Source organism: Lentzea sp. JNUCC 0626 (assembly GCF_043632865.1).
Classification (GTDB): domain Bacteria; phylum Actinomycetota; class Actinomycetes; order Mycobacteriales; family Pseudonocardiaceae; genus Lentzea.
Map to the genome: position 1 here is coordinate 3,526,683 of NZ_CP171635.1, position 16,483 is coordinate 3,543,165.

The 16,483-nt window shown below is 68.2% G+C and carries 12 protein-coding genes; 2 read left to right on the forward strand and 10 right to left on the reverse strand.

Features of this window, described 5'->3' with window-relative positions:
* Positions 1 to 218: 218 nt before the first annotated feature.
* On the reverse strand, positions 219 to 2,945 hold the full coding sequence (locus JNUCC0626_RS14820) for a helix-turn-helix transcriptional regulator (protein WP_394620321.1): 2,727 nt from the start codon (positions 2,943 to 2,945) through the stop codon (positions 219 to 221).
* A 659-nt stretch (positions 2,946 to 3,604) separates the two neighbouring features.
* Here JNUCC0626_RS14820 and JNUCC0626_RS14825 point away from each other — a divergent pair.
* Positions 3,605 to 4,345 carry a carbon-nitrogen hydrolase family protein gene (locus JNUCC0626_RS14825; RefSeq protein WP_394620322.1) on the forward strand — a complete coding sequence of 247 codons (741 nt, stop codon included), beginning with the start codon at positions 3,605 to 3,607 and terminating at the stop codon, positions 4,343 to 4,345.
* Between the two features lie 33 nt (positions 4,346 to 4,378).
* Complete coding sequence (locus tag JNUCC0626_RS14830; protein WP_394620323.1) at positions 4,379 to 6,067, forward strand: flavin monoamine oxidase family protein; 1,689 nt, start codon at positions 4,379 to 4,381, stop codon at positions 6,065 to 6,067.
* 689 nt (positions 6,068 to 6,756) lie between these two features.
* Here the strand turns inward: JNUCC0626_RS14830 and JNUCC0626_RS14835 are convergent.
* The 9 genes from JNUCC0626_RS14835 to JNUCC0626_RS14875 all read right to left on the reverse strand — a co-directional run bounded on the left by JNUCC0626_RS14835 (position 6,757) and on the right by JNUCC0626_RS14875 (position 16,472).
* Entirely contained in the window at positions 6,757 to 8,217 is a 1,461-nt protein-coding gene (locus JNUCC0626_RS14835; protein ID WP_394620324.1) for a UbiD family decarboxylase, read from the reverse strand.
* Positions 8,201 to 8,848, reverse strand: a complete 648-nt coding sequence (locus JNUCC0626_RS14840; RefSeq protein WP_394620325.1) for a UbiX family flavin prenyltransferase — start codon at positions 8,846 to 8,848, stop codon at positions 8,201 to 8,203. Before JNUCC0626_RS14840 ends, JNUCC0626_RS14835 begins: the two co-directional genes overlap by 17 nt.
* Positions 8,845 to 9,888, reverse strand: coding sequence for an ABC transporter permease (locus JNUCC0626_RS14845; RefSeq protein WP_394620326.1), 1,044 nt, complete (start codon positions 9,886 to 9,888; stop codon positions 8,845 to 8,847). The genes JNUCC0626_RS14840 and JNUCC0626_RS14845 overlap by 4 nt, the downstream gene beginning before the upstream one ends.
* Positions 9,889 to 9,961: 73 nt before the next feature.
* Positions 9,962 to 10,873, reverse strand: a complete 912-nt coding sequence (locus JNUCC0626_RS14850; protein ID WP_394620327.1) for an ABC transporter ATP-binding protein — start codon at positions 10,871 to 10,873, stop codon at positions 9,962 to 9,964.
* Between the two features lie 219 nt (positions 10,874 to 11,092).
* Positions 11,093 to 13,279 carry an MMPL family transporter gene (locus JNUCC0626_RS14855; protein ID WP_394620328.1) on the reverse strand — a complete coding sequence of 729 codons (2,187 nt, stop codon included), beginning with the start codon at positions 13,277 to 13,279 and terminating at the stop codon, positions 11,093 to 11,095.
* A gap of 191 nt (positions 13,280 to 13,470) precedes the next feature.
* Positions 13,471 to 13,923 carry a winged helix-turn-helix domain-containing protein gene (locus JNUCC0626_RS14860; protein WP_394620329.1) on the reverse strand — a complete coding sequence of 151 codons (453 nt, stop codon included), beginning with the start codon at positions 13,921 to 13,923 and terminating at the stop codon, positions 13,471 to 13,473.
* Positions 13,924 to 13,934: 11 nt separating this feature from the next.
* Complete coding sequence (locus JNUCC0626_RS14865) at positions 13,935 to 14,867, reverse strand: ABC transporter substrate-binding protein (RefSeq protein ID WP_394620330.1); 933 nt, start codon at positions 14,865 to 14,867, stop codon at positions 13,935 to 13,937.
* Positions 14,868 to 14,877: 10 nt separating this feature from the next.
* Entirely contained in the window at positions 14,878 to 15,603 is a 726-nt protein-coding gene (locus JNUCC0626_RS14870) for an amino acid ABC transporter ATP-binding protein (RefSeq protein WP_394620331.1), read from the reverse strand.
* Entirely contained in the window at positions 15,600 to 16,472 is an 873-nt protein-coding gene (locus JNUCC0626_RS14875; protein ID WP_394620332.1) for an amino acid ABC transporter permease, read from the reverse strand. The genes JNUCC0626_RS14870 and JNUCC0626_RS14875 overlap by 4 nt, the downstream gene beginning before the upstream one ends.
* Positions 16,473 to 16,483: the final 11 nt, after the last annotated feature.

The following is a 16,483-nucleotide window of genomic DNA, read 5'->3' on the forward strand; positions in this document are numbered from 1 at the left end:
CGCTCCACAATCCGATGGCAGAAAATGCGCGACCGTACGCATCGTTTCCCGGTGGCCAGGGTGCAAACACCCCTACCCGGCCCCTAGGGAACCCTTGCGTTCGCGGCCTTCTATGAAGTCGTGCAGACATGGCAAGAGCTCCCTCGCGTGGAGGAAGCTCGGGGACGGACGCGGGGCGGACAGGACCGCGCGGGGGGACTCCCCCGCGCGGTCCGGGCTCAGGCGCCCAGCGCCACCACGTTCCACAGATCCGCGGGCAGGTCCCGGCGCTGCGTGATGTTCAACTTGCGGTACACCTTGGTGAGGTGCTGCTCCACCGTGGACACGGTCACGAACAGCTTCGTGGCGATCTCCCGGTTGGTGTGCCCGAGCGCCGCGAGCCCCGCCACCCGCCGTTCCGCGTCGGAGAGCGCCCCCCAGCGAGCCTCCGCCCTGGCCTCCCCCGGCGACGTCTCCGCACGGGTCTCGTTGTCGGGGATGAGCTGCGCGCACAGGGTTTCGGCCTGGCAGTCCTTGGCGAGGCGCCACGCGCGGCGGGCCGTGATGCGGGCGCGGTCGGGCTGGCCGAGCTCGTGGTACATCCGCGAGAGGTCGGCCAGCACCCGTGCGACCTCCAGCTGGGCCCCGGCGGCCTGCACCTCTTCCAACGCGCCGTACAGCAGCTGGGAACGGTGCCTGAGGTCCGCGGTGGCGGCCTTGACCCGCATGGCCATGCCTCGGGACAGGGATCGGGGAAGGACCGGCAGTGCCAGCTGCTGGTCCGCCAGTTCCCTCGCCTTGGCGTGGTTTCCGAGCTGGGTGTAGACCTCGGCGGCACCGGCGCGCCACGGCACGATGCCCGGCGAGTCGATCTTCCACTTCACCATCAGCTCGCCACAGGTCAGGAAGTCGCCCAGCGCGGCGTGCAGCTGGTCGGTCGCCAGGTGGTAGTGGCCTCGCGCGTAGAGGTAGTGCAGGCCGTCCCTGCCCCGGTAGGCGTGCTGGGGGACGCGCTGGCGCATCGCGGCGGCGGCCTCGTCGTAGCGGCCCATCGCGGTGGTGGCGAGGATCAACGTGCCCAGTGCCATGCCGATGGTCGCGCCCCAGATCCTCGGGTCGACCTCGTCCAGCGCCTCCTGCGCGTGGTCCCGCGCGGTGCCCAGGTCTCCGGTGCGGAACGCCACTTCGGCGCGCACCATCGCCGGCACGCCGTGCCAGCCGGGCGACGAGTGCCGCCCGCGCGCGGCCAGGCGGTCGCACCAGGTCTTCACGCTGTCGAGCTTCTCCAGGTACAGCAACACGTGCAGCGCGGAGCTGATCTCGTCGGACGGCTCCTCCGCGAGGTTGGCGCTCTGCAGGACGCGTTCCGCCGTCATGATCAGGTTCTCGTCGAGCCGGCCGTCGACGACCTGCGTCAGCGCCGCGGCGGCGTCGACCCGCATGCCCGTCCGCACGTCGACCCCGACGGGCTCGAGCGCGATCTGCGGCAGGTCGGCGACGAGATCCGGGTACGCCCCTGCGGCCCACATGCGGGCGATGGCGACCTCGGCCCTGTCGTGGTCGTCGAGTTCCCGCGAACGGGACACCAGCTTCGCCAGGCCCTCCGCCACGTCGTCGACCCGGCCGTGCACGACCAGCAGGCGCACGAACCACGACAGCCCGTGGCCCAGCAGCCTGCCCTCGCGCATGGCACGTCCCAGCTCGGGCACGTGCTGCAGCACGGACGCGGGCGCCAGGCGTTCCTTGAGGCGCACCAGCATCATCACGAGCTCGACGGGTGCCTCGTCCGCGTGCTCGCGCAGCGCGAACTCCAGGTACTCGACGGCTTCCTCGAGCTGGTCGTCGAGGATGGCCACGTCGGCGGCCTCGCGCAGCAGCGGCAGCGCCCACGCCGGGCAGGACGTGCCGGACGAGACGAGGTGCGCGGCGACGACGCGGCGGTCCGCGCCGTCCTGCGCGAGCAGCGACGCGGCACGCTGGTGCAGCTCGGGGAGGTTCGGCACGTCCTCGAGCACCGCCTCGCGGATCGCCGGGTCGCGGTAGTCGTTGCCCTGCACCAGACCCATGTCCGCGAGGGTCTCGACGTCCTTGGCCGCGGTCTTCTGGCCGGCGCCCAGCAGGCGGGCCAGCAGGCCGGTGTGGTCGGAGTGCGCGTCCAGCACGGCGACGGCGTGCGCGACCTCGCGGATCGCCGGGTCACCTCGGTGCAGGCAGCTCATCACGGCTTCGGCGAACCCCTCGCCCGCCACCGGAGCACCGTCGAACGGCGTGCGGTGCTGGTCTTCCAGCAACGCGCGGAGCAGCAACGGATTGCCACCGGTCATCTCGTGGTAGCGCGCACCGAACTCGTCCGCGGTCCGTGAACCCAGTTCGGCGGCCACGACCTCCGCCACACCGTTGGGAGACAACAGGCTCACCCAGACGCTGTGGCGGTGCGGGTGGCGGAGGAACTCGGTGTGGAACAGCGAACGGGGCTCCCGCGCTCCGACGCCCTGGGTGAAGACGACGGCGACGCGCGTCGACCGCAGCCTGCCCAGCACGTGCAGCAGGGCCTCCTTGGACTGCTCGTCCGCGTACTGCACGTCGTCCACGACGATCACGACGGGCCGGGTCTCCGCGATGGCGAGCAGCGCCGTGCTCGCCTCGCGCAGCAGGTGCCCGCGCCTCGTGTCCTCCTCGAGCAGCGGAGCCAGGTCGTCGGCGGAGCGAGCCGGGCGGAACTCCTCCGGCACGTTGCGCTGCAGCTGGCTGAACACTCCCAGCGGTGACGAGCGCTCCCCCGGCGTGCAGGAAGCGCTGAGCAGGAGTGCCTCCGAGCGCTGGACCTCCTCGCCGAACGCGTGCAGCAGCGCGGTCTTCCCGGTGGCCCTGGCCCCGGTGATCATGGCCACCGCCGACCGGCCCTGCCGGCAGTCCTCCAGCACGTGCAGGAGGGTGGCCAGTTCGCGTGCTCGCTCGACCAACATCTGTGACCACGTTCCTCTCGCGGTGTTGTCCCCCCGGCCCTGCGGACGAGCGCGCTGAGAACCGACAGCGACGAGCTCAAACCGAGAGGGTGTGACACCAGGGCATTCCGGCGCTGCGGAAATCAGACCCCGAGAGCCCTTAGTACATCCCCTAGTGAGGCCTCAAATGAGATGCCAGAGCCCCGAAATTAGAGCCTTGATAGCAATGCGATAGAACCGCCCACAGCCGCGATAACTCCGCTTTTCGCAGGGCACCAACAGGCATGAAACCGCAGCACAGACCGTCCGTAGCCCAAACGCGAACAATGAACATCGATGACAACTGACGTCGATTTAACACGGATGTGGGCAGACACGTAACCCAACCCGTCCTTAATAAATACTTCACAAACAACGCCACAAAGTTCATCTGACGAACGCACGCCTGCCGGCCGCGTCAGCGCACCGGCACCACTCTCCGCGCGGCAGGGGTCACCCCAGCGCGGACAGGGGTCGGGCAGGGGGTTTCGCCGGGTTGTTGCCCCACAACGGCGCTGCCTAGCGTTGTCGCGTTGGATCTCACATCCCGTCATTGCCAACCCACCGTCAACTAGGGGCCGAAGCACATGAGGATCGCTTGCTGGCAAACCGTCGCGGGTGGTGAGGCCCCGAGGACACGATTGCGGGCCGCAGCACGCAACGCCGCCGAAGCGGGTGCCCGACTGCTGATAACGGCGGAGGTGTCGCTGACCGGGTACCACCTGGGTCCGCGCAGACTCCGCCAGCTCGCCGAGCCGGGTGACGGCGCGATGTGCACCGAGGTGGCGGAGATCGCCGCCGAGGAGGGCATCGCCATCGTCTTCGGCTGGCCGGAACTGGCCGACGGCAACGTGTACAACTCCGTTCGCATGGTCGAAAAAACGGGTGAGACGCTCGCGACCTATCGCAAGACCCACCTGTTCGGCGACATCGACCGGGCGATCTTCGAGCCCGGCCAGACGCCCGTCGTGCAGGCGCAGCTCGACGGGCTGACCGTCGGCATGCTGATCTGCTACGACGTCGAGTTCCCCGAGACCGTGCGGGCGCACGCGCTCGCGGGCACCGAACTGCTGGTCGTGCCGACCGCGCTGATGAAGCCGTGGGAGATCGTCGCGCAGACGCTCGTGCACGCCCGCGCGCTGGAGAACCAGATCTACCTCGCCTACGTCAACTGGTCGGGCTCCGAACGCGAGCTCGACTACTGCGGCCTCACCCGCGTGGTCGGGCCGTCCGGATTCGCGCTGCACGACGAAGTGCACGGCGAACAGCTGGTGCTGGCCGACCTCGACCCCATGCGGATCTGGAAGGCCAAGCAGGTCAACGACTACGTCGCCGACCGACGGCCGGACCTCTACGGCTCCCTTTCCACCGACCCTGCCTGAACAGGTCACCACCGTCACCCGGGGGTAGCGCACATGGACCAAGGCTTCCCGTCCGACGCCGTTCCGCACGGCCTGCGATCGCCGGTCACGATGTTCGGCCCGGACTTCCCGTTCGCCTACGACGACTGGCTCAACCATCCCGCGGGTCTCGGTGCCGTGCCGGCCTCGGCCCACGGCACCGAGGTCGCCGTGATCGGCGGTGGCATCGCGGGCCTGGTGGCGGCGTACGAGCTGATGAAGCTCGGCCTGCGCCCGGTTCTCTACGAGGCGGAGCAGCTCGGCGGCCGGATGCGTTCGGTGCCGTTCCGCGAGCACCCGGAGTCGGTCGCCGAGATGGGTGCCATGCGGTTTCCGCTGGCCGCGACGACTTTGTTCCACTACATCGACAAGGTCGGGCTGCGCACCTCGCCGTTCCCCAACCCGTTGTCGGAGGAGACCCCCAGCACCGTGGTGGACCTCAAGGGGGTCAGCCACTTCGCGCACACCATGACCGACCTGCCGGTGATCTACCAGCAGGTCGCGGACGCGTGGGAGAAGGCGCTGCACGAGACCGCGGAGCTCTCCGCGATGACGGACGCGGTGCGCAGCCGTGACGTGGCGGCCATCAAGGCGATCTGGAACCGCCTGGTGCCCCGCCTCGACGACGTCTCGTTCTACGGATTCCTGGCAGGCTCTCCCGCGTTCGCCTCGTTCGAGCACCGCGAGATCTTCGGCCAGGTCGGCTTCGGCACCGGCGGCTGGGACACCGACTTCCCCAACTCGATGCTGGAGATCCTGCGCGTCGTCTACAACGGCGCCGACGTCGACCAGCACCGCATCATCGGTGGCAGCCAACAGCTTCCGACGAGGCTGTGGTCGCACGCGCCGGAACGCCTCGACCACTGGCCGGAGGGCACGACGCTCGCCTCGCTGCACCGCGGTGGCGTGCCGAAGCCGGCGGCCAAGTGGATGCGCCGCACCGCGCACGGCATCACGGTCGAGGACGCCGAGCACGGCATCCGGACGTTCCCCGCCGCGGTGTTCACCGCGCAGAGCTGGGCACTGCTGTCGAAGGTCAAGACCGACGAATCCCTGCTGCCCCAGCCGTTGTGGACCGCGGTCGAACGCACCCACTACATGGGCAGCTCGAAGCTGTTCGTGGTGACGGACCGGCCGTTCTGGCTCGACATCGACCCCGGCACCGGCAGGCACGTCATGAGCATGACGCTCACCGACCGCATGCCGCGCGGCGTCTACCTGTTCGACGACGGCCCGGACAAGCCCGGCGTGATGTGCCTGTCCTACACCTGGAACGACGACTCGCTCAAACTCGCGACCCTCACGCTGGAGGAACGCCTGGAGGTCGTCCTCGGCTCGCTGGCCGAGATCTACCCCGGCGTGGAAGTGCGCAAGCACATCATCGGCGACCCGGTGACCATCACGTGGGAGACCGAACCGCACTTCATGGGCGCGTTCAAGGCGAACCTGCCGGGACAGTACCGCTACCAGCGCCGGCTCTACACGCACTTCATGCAGGACGGCCTGACGGACGCCCAGCGCGGTCTCTTCCTGGCAGGCGACGACATCTCGTGGTGCGGCGGCTTCGCCGAGGGCGCGGTCACCACGGCGTTGAACGCGGTCTGGGGCGTGCTGCACCACCTCGGCGGCCGCACCCACCGGGGCAACCCCGGCCCCGGTGACGTGTTCGCCGAGCTCGCCCCGCTCGAACTCCCCGACCACTAGCCACTTTCCCTCCCCAAAGTCTGAGCCCCCGCGATCAGCTGATCGCGGGGGCTCAGACGCGTTCGGGCAGCCGAACGAAGTGCGGTGGCAACGGACCGCGGACTGGACCGAGGACCTCGCCGCCCCGCCACCCGCCACCGCCTGAACGACGAAGAGGCGTGTCCCGATAGGACACACCTCTCGTCGAACAGATGTGGTGCGCAGGAAAATGCCCCAGGGCAAGATGGCCCAAGGCAAGACCATGTCAAGGATGGCTTTAGGACACGCGAAGCCGAAGGCGAGCCCGACCGAGCGCAAGCATCGCGATGGCGCAGCCGAGCGCCCGGCCAAGACCCAACGGCAATGCCGAAGGCGAGGCGCCTGAGCTCTTGGCTCAACACACCGCCCGCCAACGGCAATGCCGAAGGCGAGGCGTCCTTCTTAGGCCACACGTGCAGCGGGTGAGGTGACGTACCAGCACAAACCCAGCCACGCTGCAACGGGATTGGGGCTTGACTTTGGGTGCGAGGTGCTACCACTAGTGGCTCGGCCGGGCGCTTTTCAGCCCGGCCCTTTCCGGTCCGTGAAGCGCCTCGCAAGGGCCCCGAAGTCAAGCCCCAATCCTTATCGACGCGCCAGCGGCGATGACGAAACCAAAGCTCGTCTCAATTCTTTGCATCCCAACGCAACCACCGCACTGGTGACCAACCTCAGATCCAGTTCTCCACAACCCGCTGCTGCAGCTCCCGCGGATACGAAGCCGCGAACGACGTATGCCCCAACCGTTCCCCGATAGGCGGCAACAGCCCGTCCAGCACGGTCCGAGGACCCCACCCGCGCTCGTGCTCCTCCGAGGTGTGGCTGACGAAGAGCGGCAGCACCGCGCTGTCCAGGTGCACCCGCCCGTCCACCGGGTGGACGCGGGTCGCGATCGCCCACGTGAGCTCGGCGAGGTTGGTCGCGTCGATGTCGTCGTCGAGCAGGTAGATCTGCGGGAAGTACAGCCCTGCCTTGTCGTAGAACAACGTCTGCCCGACCCACGTCGCCAGCTGCTCGCTGGTCGTGCCGGGTTCCACCAGATCACGCCAGTTCGGCGGCACGGTCACCACGAGCCACATGCCCGCGGCCTCCATCGGTGCCCACGCGCGGCTGACCGGCAACCCCGCCGCGCGCAGGCGCACGAGGCACTGGCTGGCGGCACCGACGCAGGTGACCGTGTGGTACTCGTCCGGCGGGCGGCCTTCCGCCACCAGCGGCCAGATCGGGTCGTCGCGATGGGTGATCGTGTAAACGTGGAACGTCGGCTGCGGCGACGATCCGACCGGCTGGTAGCCGGCCGCCTCGCCGAACGGTCCTTCCAGCGCGTCGCGCTCGGTGGACACGTGCCCCTCGATCACGACCTCGGCCGTGGCGGGCACCTGCAGGTCGACGGTCAGCGCCTGCACGAGTTCGATGGGCTCGCCGACCAGGGCACCCAGGAAGTAGGCCTCGTGGGCCGAGTCTGGCAGCGGCATGCCCGCCACGTAAGGGATGCCGGGCTCAGCGCCCTGCACCAGCGCGTAGGGCATCGGCTTGCCGATGGCCGCCCACTGGTTCCAGATCTGCCCGATGTGCTGGCCGTTCGGCACGAGTGCCGTCATCCGCTTGCCGTCGATCTTCATGACGCGCGCGATGGACCAGTTCGTCCACGACCCGTCGGGGGTGCGGACGATCAGCACTCCCCACGTGTTCGCGTACCGGCCGCCGTCCTGCATGTGCACGATCGGAATCGGGAAGCTGTCCAGAGTGGCCGCCGGCCCCATCAGGACGTTGTCCTGGCAGGGCCCCTTGGGAACGATCACCGGCGCGATCGGCTCGCGGACGGCCGCGTCGGCCAGCGCGTCGACGATCTGGTAGCCCGTGCTGTCGGCGGGCAGGCCGAGCGACAGCGCGATCCTGGCGAACGGCAGGTCCTTGCGCGACGACATGGCCGCGGGAGCGCCGAGGATCCGCTGGCCCTCGCGGGCTCCCCTGATGTTGACGAACAGCGGTGCCCGCGCCCGCACCTCGTAGCTGCGTCTGGTGATCGCGGCGGTCTCCATGTCTCCGTCGACCTCGCGGGAGATCGTCACGAGGTCGCCGATGTCCTCCAACGCGTTCAGGTAGCTGCGCAGATCAGTGAAGTGCTTCATCGCTGTGCTCCTTCCGCTCCCGGCGCGCCTCTCTGCCGCCGTCCCAGCGCGTCGTCAGGTCGTTGTAGACGTCGAACAGGTCGAGCACCCGGCTGGTGACGTGGTTGACCACGTCACCCATCCCGGTGGGGGCGTTGTAGAAGGCGGGCATGGGCGGGACCATCACCGCGCCCATCCTGGTCAGTGCCAGCATGTTCTCGAGGTGGATCTCGTTGAGCGGGGTCTCCCTGGGCACGAGCACCAGCCGGCGGCGTTCCTTCAGGGTCACGTCCGCGGCGCGCGGGATCAGCCCTTCGCCGTAGCCCATCCTGATGGCCGCCAACGTCTTCATGCTGCACGGCGCCACGATCATGCCGTCCGTGCGGAACGAACCGCTGGAGATGGCCGCCGCCTGGTCGTGCGAGGAGTAGACGTGGTCGGCCAGCGACTGCACCTGGCGGACCGAGAAGTCGGTCTCCATCTCGATGGTCGCGCGCGCCCACTTGCTGAGCACCAGGTGCGTCTCCACCCCGACCGCGCCCAGCGCCTCCAGGATCCGGATGCCGATCGCGGCCCCGGTGGCGCCGGTCATGCCCACGACGACCCTGGACGGCATCCGGTTCCCACCGAAGATCCGCCCGCGGTCGCTCACGCGTCCTCCCAGCGGAAGAAGACCGCGGCGAACACGCTGATCACGATCGTGAACCCGATCAGGACCGCACCGGGCACGAGCAGCGCGTCGATGCCCTTCCCGCGCACCAGGACGTCGAGCATGCCCTCGTTCATGTGCTTGAGCGGCAGCAGGTTCGTGATGAACTTGACCCACTCCGGTGCCTTGTCCACCGGGAAGAAGCTGCCTCCCAGCAACGCCATCGGCAGCACCACGAGGTTCGCCGCGCCGGACACCGAGTCCTCGGTCTGGCAGACGGCACCCGTCAGCATCCCGACGGAGAAGAAGGCGAAGGTGCCCAGCACCAGCAACGGAATCGCGAGCCACCAGTCGTTGGACAGCTGGAGCCCGAACACCGGCAGCGAGGCCACCGCGACGAACAACACGGCCTGCATCAAGGAGATCCCGGTCGCGATCGCCAGCCTGGCCGTGAGCACCGAGACGCGGCCGACGGGAGCGAGCTGGAGGCGCCGCAGCACCTGCTTGCGCCGCCACGCCACCAGGGTCAGCGCGGAGCTGAACACGGCGGCGGACGCCACGCCCCAGGACAGGATGCCGGGTGTGAGGTACTGGATCGGGGCGTAAGCCGCCTCGATGGGTTCCTGCTGCATCGAGTACTTGGGCGGCGCACCGCCCACATCGGCGTTGGCACTCGCCACCGCCGCGGAGACCTTGGCGAGCGCCGGAGCGGTCTCCGGCCGGTCCCCGTTGGCGTAGCGGACGTCGACGCCGTCGCCCTGCGCCACGACGACCGCGCCGAAGTCGCCGTCGCGCAGCTGGTCGATCGCCTTGCTCGACTCGTCGAACCTCACCAGGTCGACGCCCTCGGCTCGGGACAGGGCGGTCACCACCTGGCCGTCGCCGACCACGGCGATCTTGACCGAACTGCCCATCCCCCCACCGAACAGCACCGCGAACACGACGAGGAACATCAGGGGGAAGAAGAAGGTGAGAGCCAGCGCTGCCTTGTCCCGGATCGAAGCCTTGAACATGGCGAGCGACAGGCTGGTAAACGCGGTCATGTCGCTGTCTCCGCTCGGAGGACTGACGACGTCGGGGGCTCGGACACCGTGGCGACGCCGGTCGGGTGGACGGTCATTCGCGGTACGCGCGACCGGTGAGGTGCAGGAAGACGTCTTCCAGCGTCGCCGTGCGGACCTGGACGTTGCTGAGGGCGTCCAGCTCCCCCAGGGCCTTGATGGTCACGCCCGCGTCGGAGGTGGAGATGGTGAGCGACACGCCGTCGTCCACGACGGACTCGGTGCCCGGCAACGTGTTCGCCAGCCTCGCCGGCACCACGCCGTGTTCGATGATGACCTGGGTCTGCGTGGAGAGCGCGCGCACGAGCTGGGCGGGCGGGCCCATCGTCATGATCCGGCCGGAGTCGATGATCGCCACCCGATCGCACAGGATCTCGGCCTCGTCGAGGTGGTGGGTGGTGTAGACGATCGTCTTGCCGCGTTGCTGGATGGCCCGCAGCACGTCCCAGAGGTTGCGCCGGGCCTGGGGGTCGAGCGCCGCCGTCGGTTCGTCGAGGAACACGATCTGCGGGTCGTGCACGAGCGCGCAGGCGATCGACAGGCGTTGCCGCTGCCCGCCGGACAGCTTCGTGTCCTGCACGTCGGCCTTGTCCGTCAGGCCGACGAGTTCGAGCATGTCCACGGCCTTCGACTTGCTGATGCCGTACAGCGCGCCGAAGGTCTCGAGCTGTTCCTTGGACGTCAGCCGCTCGAAGAACGAGGACGCCTGCAGCTGCACGCCGATCTTGCTCAGCAGCGCGGGATTACGGGGCCACGGGCTCTCGCCGAGCAACCTCACGGAACCGGAGTCCGGCTTCCGCAAGCCCTCGACGATCTCCAGGGTGGTGCTCTTCCCGGCGCCGTTGGGGCCGAGAAGACCGAAGAACTCTCCTTGTTCGACGCTGAACGAGACGCCGTCGACGGCCCTCAGGCTGCCGTACGACTTGCGAATGTCGCTCGCGACGACCGCAGGGCCGACTGCTTTCATAGCGGAAACGCTAAGGCCAGGGACCGCGTGATCACACCGGTCCGAGTCGGATATAGGGGACCCCTAACGCAGATTCAGGGGGCTGACTTCCTCAAGTCCATACCGCACCGAAAAAGGTGATTCACCTAAACTCCGCGCGATTTCGCGCGCTCTTCTCGAAAACACACCAGGGAGGCCCTGACGGTGTGTCAGGACCTCCCTGGGTGCAATCGAGAAACGTCAGCCGACGGGCTGCGGCACGGACTGCCGGGGCGCCGGGTGGTCGTCGTCGTCATCCTCGACGTCGCCACCCTCGTGGATGGCCAGCTTCTCCTGGATGCGCCGCAACGGGCCGGGGGCCCACCACGCCGCGTCACCCATGAGCTTGAGCACCGCGGGCACCAGGAGCATCCGGACGATCGTGGCGTCCAGCGCGAGCGCCAGGATCATGCCGACGCCGACGAACCGCATCATGGCCACCTGCGAGAACGCGAACGCACCCGTGACCACGATCAGCAGGATCGCCGCCGCCGTGATCACCCGGCCGGTCTTGGCCAGGCCGATGCCGACCGCCTCCTCGTTGGACGCGCCCTTGCTCTTGGCCTCGACCATCCGGGAGAGCAGGAACACCTCGTAGTCCGTCGACAGACCGAGGATCACCGCCACCATCAGCACGACGATGCCCGAGTCGAGCGGCGACGGTGTCACGCCGAACAACGACGCGAGGTGCCCGTCCTGGAAGATCCAGACCAGCACGCCGAACGTGGCGGAGAGCGACAGCGCGCTCATCACGATCGCCTTGATCGGCAGCAGCACCGAGCCGAAGGCGAGGAACATCAGGATGAACGTCGCCGCGAAGAACAGCAGTGCCATCCACGGCAGCTTGTCGCTGATCGCGTCGAGGCTGTCGACGTTCACCGCGGTCGGTCCACCGACCAGCACCTGGTCCGCGCCCTGCGGGCCGGCGAGCTCGCGCACGTCCGCCACCGCCTGCTTGGACTCGTCGCTGAGCGGTTCGCCGATGAGCGTCGCGGCCACCTGCCAGCGGCCGTCCTTCGGGCCGAGGGCCACTTCGGCGGTGTCGACGCCGGGGACGTCGGCGACCCGCTGGACGTAGCTCTGCACGGCCTCCTGCCCGGGATCTCCGGTGAGAGTGATGTCGATGCCGGTCTTCGCGATCGCCGGGAATTCCTTGTTCAACGTCTCGACGGCGACCCGCGATTCGTTGCCCACCGGGAGCACCTTCTCGGTGGCCTCGGCGAACTTGGCGTGCAGGAACGGCAGGCCGAGCGCGAGCAGGACCGCGACGATCGGGATCGCGAACAACCCCGGTCGCTTCATGACCTTGGTGCCGAGCCGGGCCCAGCCGGACCCGTGCTCGCTGCGAGCCATCCGCTTGCGCCACGGCATCGAGAACTTGTCGACGCGGTGCCCGAGGATGCCGAGCAACGCCGGCAGCAGCGTCAGCGAGATGACCGCGGCGACGATCACGGCGGACATGCCGCCGTAGCCGAGCGACTTGAGGAAGGCCTGCGGGAAGAGCAGCAGGCCCGCCAGCGCGGTCACCAGCAACGTCGCGGAGAAGATGACGGTGCGACCAGCCGAACCGACCGTGCGCTGCACGGCCTGCTCTGGTGTGCGGCCCGCGGCGAGTTCCTCCCGGAACCGGCCGACGATGAACAGGCCGTAGTCGATCGCCATGCCGAGCCCGAGCAGCGTCGCCACGTTGATGGCGAACGAGTTCACGTCGGTGCCCAGCGAGATCGCGTGCAGCAGAGCGAGCGCGCCCATGATCGACAGGATGCCGACGATCACCGGCAGCGACGCCGCGACGAGGCCGCCGAACACGATCACCAGCAGGAGCAGCACGAGGGGCATGGAGACGGTCTCGGCGCGCACGAGGTCGCTGCCGGACATCTCGGCGATCGCCTTCTGCACGGGGATCTGCCCCGCGAACAACGCCGACACGCCGTCGACCTGGAGCTGGTCGGAGATCGCGGCGTAGTCCTTCAGCTGGGTGTTCGAGTCGGGCGCCTGCAGCGTGATCGCCACCAGCGCCTTCGACTTGTCCGCCGTGCCGAACGGGTTGGGCTGCGGCAGGCTCCAGTAGGACGCCACCGTCTTGACCTTGTCCGTCGGCAGTCCGGCGAGCTGCCGTTCCGCCTTTTCGCGCACGTCGGGCGAATCGATTGTCGTGCCGGTCGGCGCGGTGTAGATGATGACGATGTCGCCGCCCTGGCGGCCGAATGTCTCCTCGACGAGCTTGTTGGCTCTGATCGACTCACTTGTGGGATCGCCGAAGCCGCCTTCGTTGAGTCGCTCGAAAACGCCGAGGCCCCAAACGCCGCCCATCACGGTCAGCGCCAAAGTGGCGACCATCACCACCCAACGGCGCTTGTACGCAAGTGTTCCCCACTTAGCGAACAAGGTATTCCTCCTACTGTGGTGCTTCTTGACCGACCAGGCTGTATGTTCTGAATGCGATTCACGAAGTGTTTTCGTGGTGCACTCGCCCAATTCCCGGTTTTCCCAAGTTAGCACCGTTTGGAGCAATCGCCGGAAAGACTGTGGTCCCTAGCGGAAAGATAGGGGTACCGCATAGTGGTTCGGGGGTTGACTCATCCGGCGCGCCGGTCCGCCAGCCTCACCACGTTCGGTTTCCCCTCCACCCGGAATCGCGCGCTCGACGCCACCAGGTAGCCGACACCGCGCACAGTCTGAATCACGTCCGCCGCGTCGCCAAGCTTTTGCCGCACCCTTCGCACGTGCACGTCGACCGTGCGCGCACCGCTGTAGTCGTCGTTCACACCCCACACGGTGGCCAGCAGTTCGCGCCGCCGGTGCACGCGGTCGGTGTGCGAGCACAGGTGCAGGAGCAGTTCGAACTCCAGCCGCGTGAGCTCGACCGGTTCGGAGTGCACGAGGACCTGCCGGGTGTCCGGCAGGATCCTCACGTCCACCTCCTCGACGGTGGTCTCGACCTCGGGCGCCAGGCCGGAGTCCCGCAACGCGCCGAGCAGCCGCAGCGCGGTGTCCTCGTCCTCGGTGTCGATGGTGATGCTGACCCTCATGACGCCTCCTCCTAGCTCTTCGGCAGACCCTGCGGATTGATCTCGGACGTCGGCACGGCCTCCTCGGACAGGCCCCAGCGCTTGAGCACCTCGGCGTACTTGCCGTTCGCGATCAGCTGGTTCAGCGCCTCCTGCACGGGGCCGACGAGACCGCTGTCCTTCTTGGTGGTGGCGGCGATCTTGCCCTGGACGCTGGCGCCGCCGGAGAAGTTGCCGATCACCTCGGTGTCACCGGAGGTCGCCGCGTGGAAGGCGGAGACGGGGTTCGGCCCGAGGTAGGCGTCGATGCGACCGGACTGCAGGGCCAGGTAGTAGTCCGACGAGTTCTGGAAGTACTTGATGTCAGTGGCTTTCAGGCCCGCCGCGACGTTCTTCGTGCTCCAGTCGACGAGGATCTTCTCCTGGTTGGTCCCCGACGTCACGGCGATCACCTTGCCCGCCACGTCCTTGGGCTCCTGCACCTTCCAGGTGCCGCCCTTCTTCGCCTCGAACGCGAGCGTGTCCAGGCGGTAGGTGGCGAAGTCGTACTTCTCCTTGCGCGCCTCGGTCACCGTGATGTTCGAGAGCCCGAGGTCGTAGGCGCCGCTGTCGAGGCCCACGAACAGGTTCTCCCAGGACGACACTTCGAGCTTGGCCTTCAAGCCCAGAGTGTCGGCCACCAATGAAGCGATGTCGGTCTCCACGCCGATCACGGTCTTGTCGTCGGTGGCGTAGAACCGCAGTGGTGGCGCTGTGCCGGCGGAACCGCCGATCGTGAGCTCCCCCTTGGTTCTGAACTTCTCCGGCACCTTGGCGGCGATCTTGTCGTCCTTGGTGGCCGTGACCCGCTTCTGGTCGGGGCCGAGGTTCACGCTCAGGCCGGCGACCTCGACGGGCTCCTCACCACCGGCCGTGCCACACGCGGCCAGACCGAACGCCAGCACGGCGAGAAGTACTTTGCGCACAACGAACTCCTTAAGACAGAACTTTGGACAGGAAAGCGCGGGTGCGCTCGTGGACGGGGTGGTCGAGCACCTCGGCGGGTGGCCCCTCTTCGACGATCACGCCCTCGTCCATGAACACGATCCGGTCGGCCACCTCGCGGGCGAAGCCGATCTCGTGCGTGACGACGACCATCGTGGTGCCGGACCGGGCGAGGTCGCGCAGCACGTCCAGCACCTCGCCGACGAGTTCGGGGTCGAGGGCGGACGTGGGTTCGTCGAACAGCACGACCTTCGGGCGGGTGGCCAACGCGCGGGCGATCGCGACGCGTTGCTGCTGGCCGCCGGAGAGTTGACGCGGGTAGGCGGCGGCCTTGTCGGCGAGTCCGACCCGGTCGAGGAAGTGCCGCGCCTGCGCCAGTTCCGCGACCTCGGCGACGTTCTCCAGCGCGGTCAGGTGCGGGAAGAGGTTGAAGTTCTGGAAGACGAATCCGATGTCCTTGCGCTGCTTGAGGATCTCGCGTTCCTTGAGCTCGTGCAGCTTGCCGCCCCGGCGCCGGTAGCCGATCAGGTCGCCGTCGATGGTGATGTACCCGCGGTCGACCTTCTCCAGGTGGTTGATCGTGCGCAGCAACGTCGACTTGCCCGAGCCGGACGGGCCGAGCACCACCACGACCTCGCCCGCCGCGACGTCGAGCGAGACCCCGCGCAGCACCTCCAGCGTGCCGAAGCTCTTGTGCACGCCCAGAACCTCGATCACCGGCGGTCTCCTCGCGCGAAGTAGCGCTCGACGTAGTGCTGGCCGATCGAGAGCAGGGTGGTCAGGATGATGTACCAGACGGTCGCGACCATCAGCAGCGCGACGACGCGGGCGTTGCGGCCGTAGATGACCTGCACCTGGTAGAACAGCTCGCCGATCGCCATCACGGACACGACCGACGTGCCCTTGAACAGGCTGATCACCTCGTTGGCGGCGTTGGGCAGGATCGAGCGCATCGCCTGGGGCAGCACGATTCTGCGGAACTGCCGGAAGCGCGGGATGCCCAGCGCGGCCGCCGCCTCCAGCTGGCCCCGGTCGACGGAGATCACGCCGGACCGCACGATCTCCGCCGCGTAGGCCGCCTGGTGCAGCGCGAGGCCGAGGATCGCCGCGCCCATCGGGCTGATCAGCGAGATCGTCTCGAAGCTCACGTACTCCGGCCCGAACGGGATGCCGAGCGAAAGTCGTTGGTACAGATAGGAGATGTTGAACCAGAACAGCAGCTGCACGATCAACGGGATCGACCGGAACGCCCAGATGTACGTCCAGCCCACCGCGCTCAGGAACGGGCTCTTCGACATCCGCAGCACCGCGACCACGATGCCCAGGGCGAACCCGAGCGCGGTACCGGCGACCGTCAGCACGATGGTCGTGCCGACGGCGGTCAGGATCGACTGGGCGGTGAAGTACCGGGCGAACGTCGGCCAGTCCCACGCGGGGTTCGTGACGAGCCCGTGCACGAACTGCGCGGCGAGCACCAGCACGAACGCGACGCCGACCCAGCGCCACGGATGACGGGCGGGGACGACCGGTAACGCGGAGAGATCATCGTCCTTTGTGGACTGAGGCGTCAGCGTGCCAGAGGTCATGGGGAGTCCTT

Bases quoted from the DNA above. Each gene is read 5' to 3' on its own strand.
- JNUCC0626_RS14830 (WP_394620323.1), top strand. From the start codon at position 4,379: ATGGACCAAGGCTTCCCGTCCGACGCCGTTCCGCACGGCCTGCGATCG.
- JNUCC0626_RS14860 (WP_394620329.1), bottom strand. From the start codon at position 13,923: ATGAGGGTCAGCATCACCATCGACACCGAGGACGAGGACACCGCGCTG.
- JNUCC0626_RS14820 (WP_394620321.1), bottom strand. From the start codon at position 2,945: ATGTTGGTCGAGCGAGCACGCGAACTGGCCACCCTCCTGCACGTGCTG.
- JNUCC0626_RS14845 (WP_394620326.1), bottom strand. From the start codon at position 9,888: ATGACCGCGTTTACCAGCCTGTCGCTCGCCATGTTCAAGGCTTCGATC.
- JNUCC0626_RS14850 (WP_394620327.1), bottom strand. From the start codon at position 10,873: ATGAAAGCAGTCGGCCCTGCGGTCGTCGCGAGCGACATTCGCAAGTCG.
- JNUCC0626_RS14875 (WP_394620332.1), bottom strand. From the start codon at position 16,472: ATGACCTCTGGCACGCTGACGCCTCAGTCCACAAAGGACGATGATCTC.
- JNUCC0626_RS14835 (WP_394620324.1), bottom strand. From the start codon at position 8,217: ATGAAGCACTTCACTGATCTGCGCAGCTACCTGAACGCGTTGGAGGAC.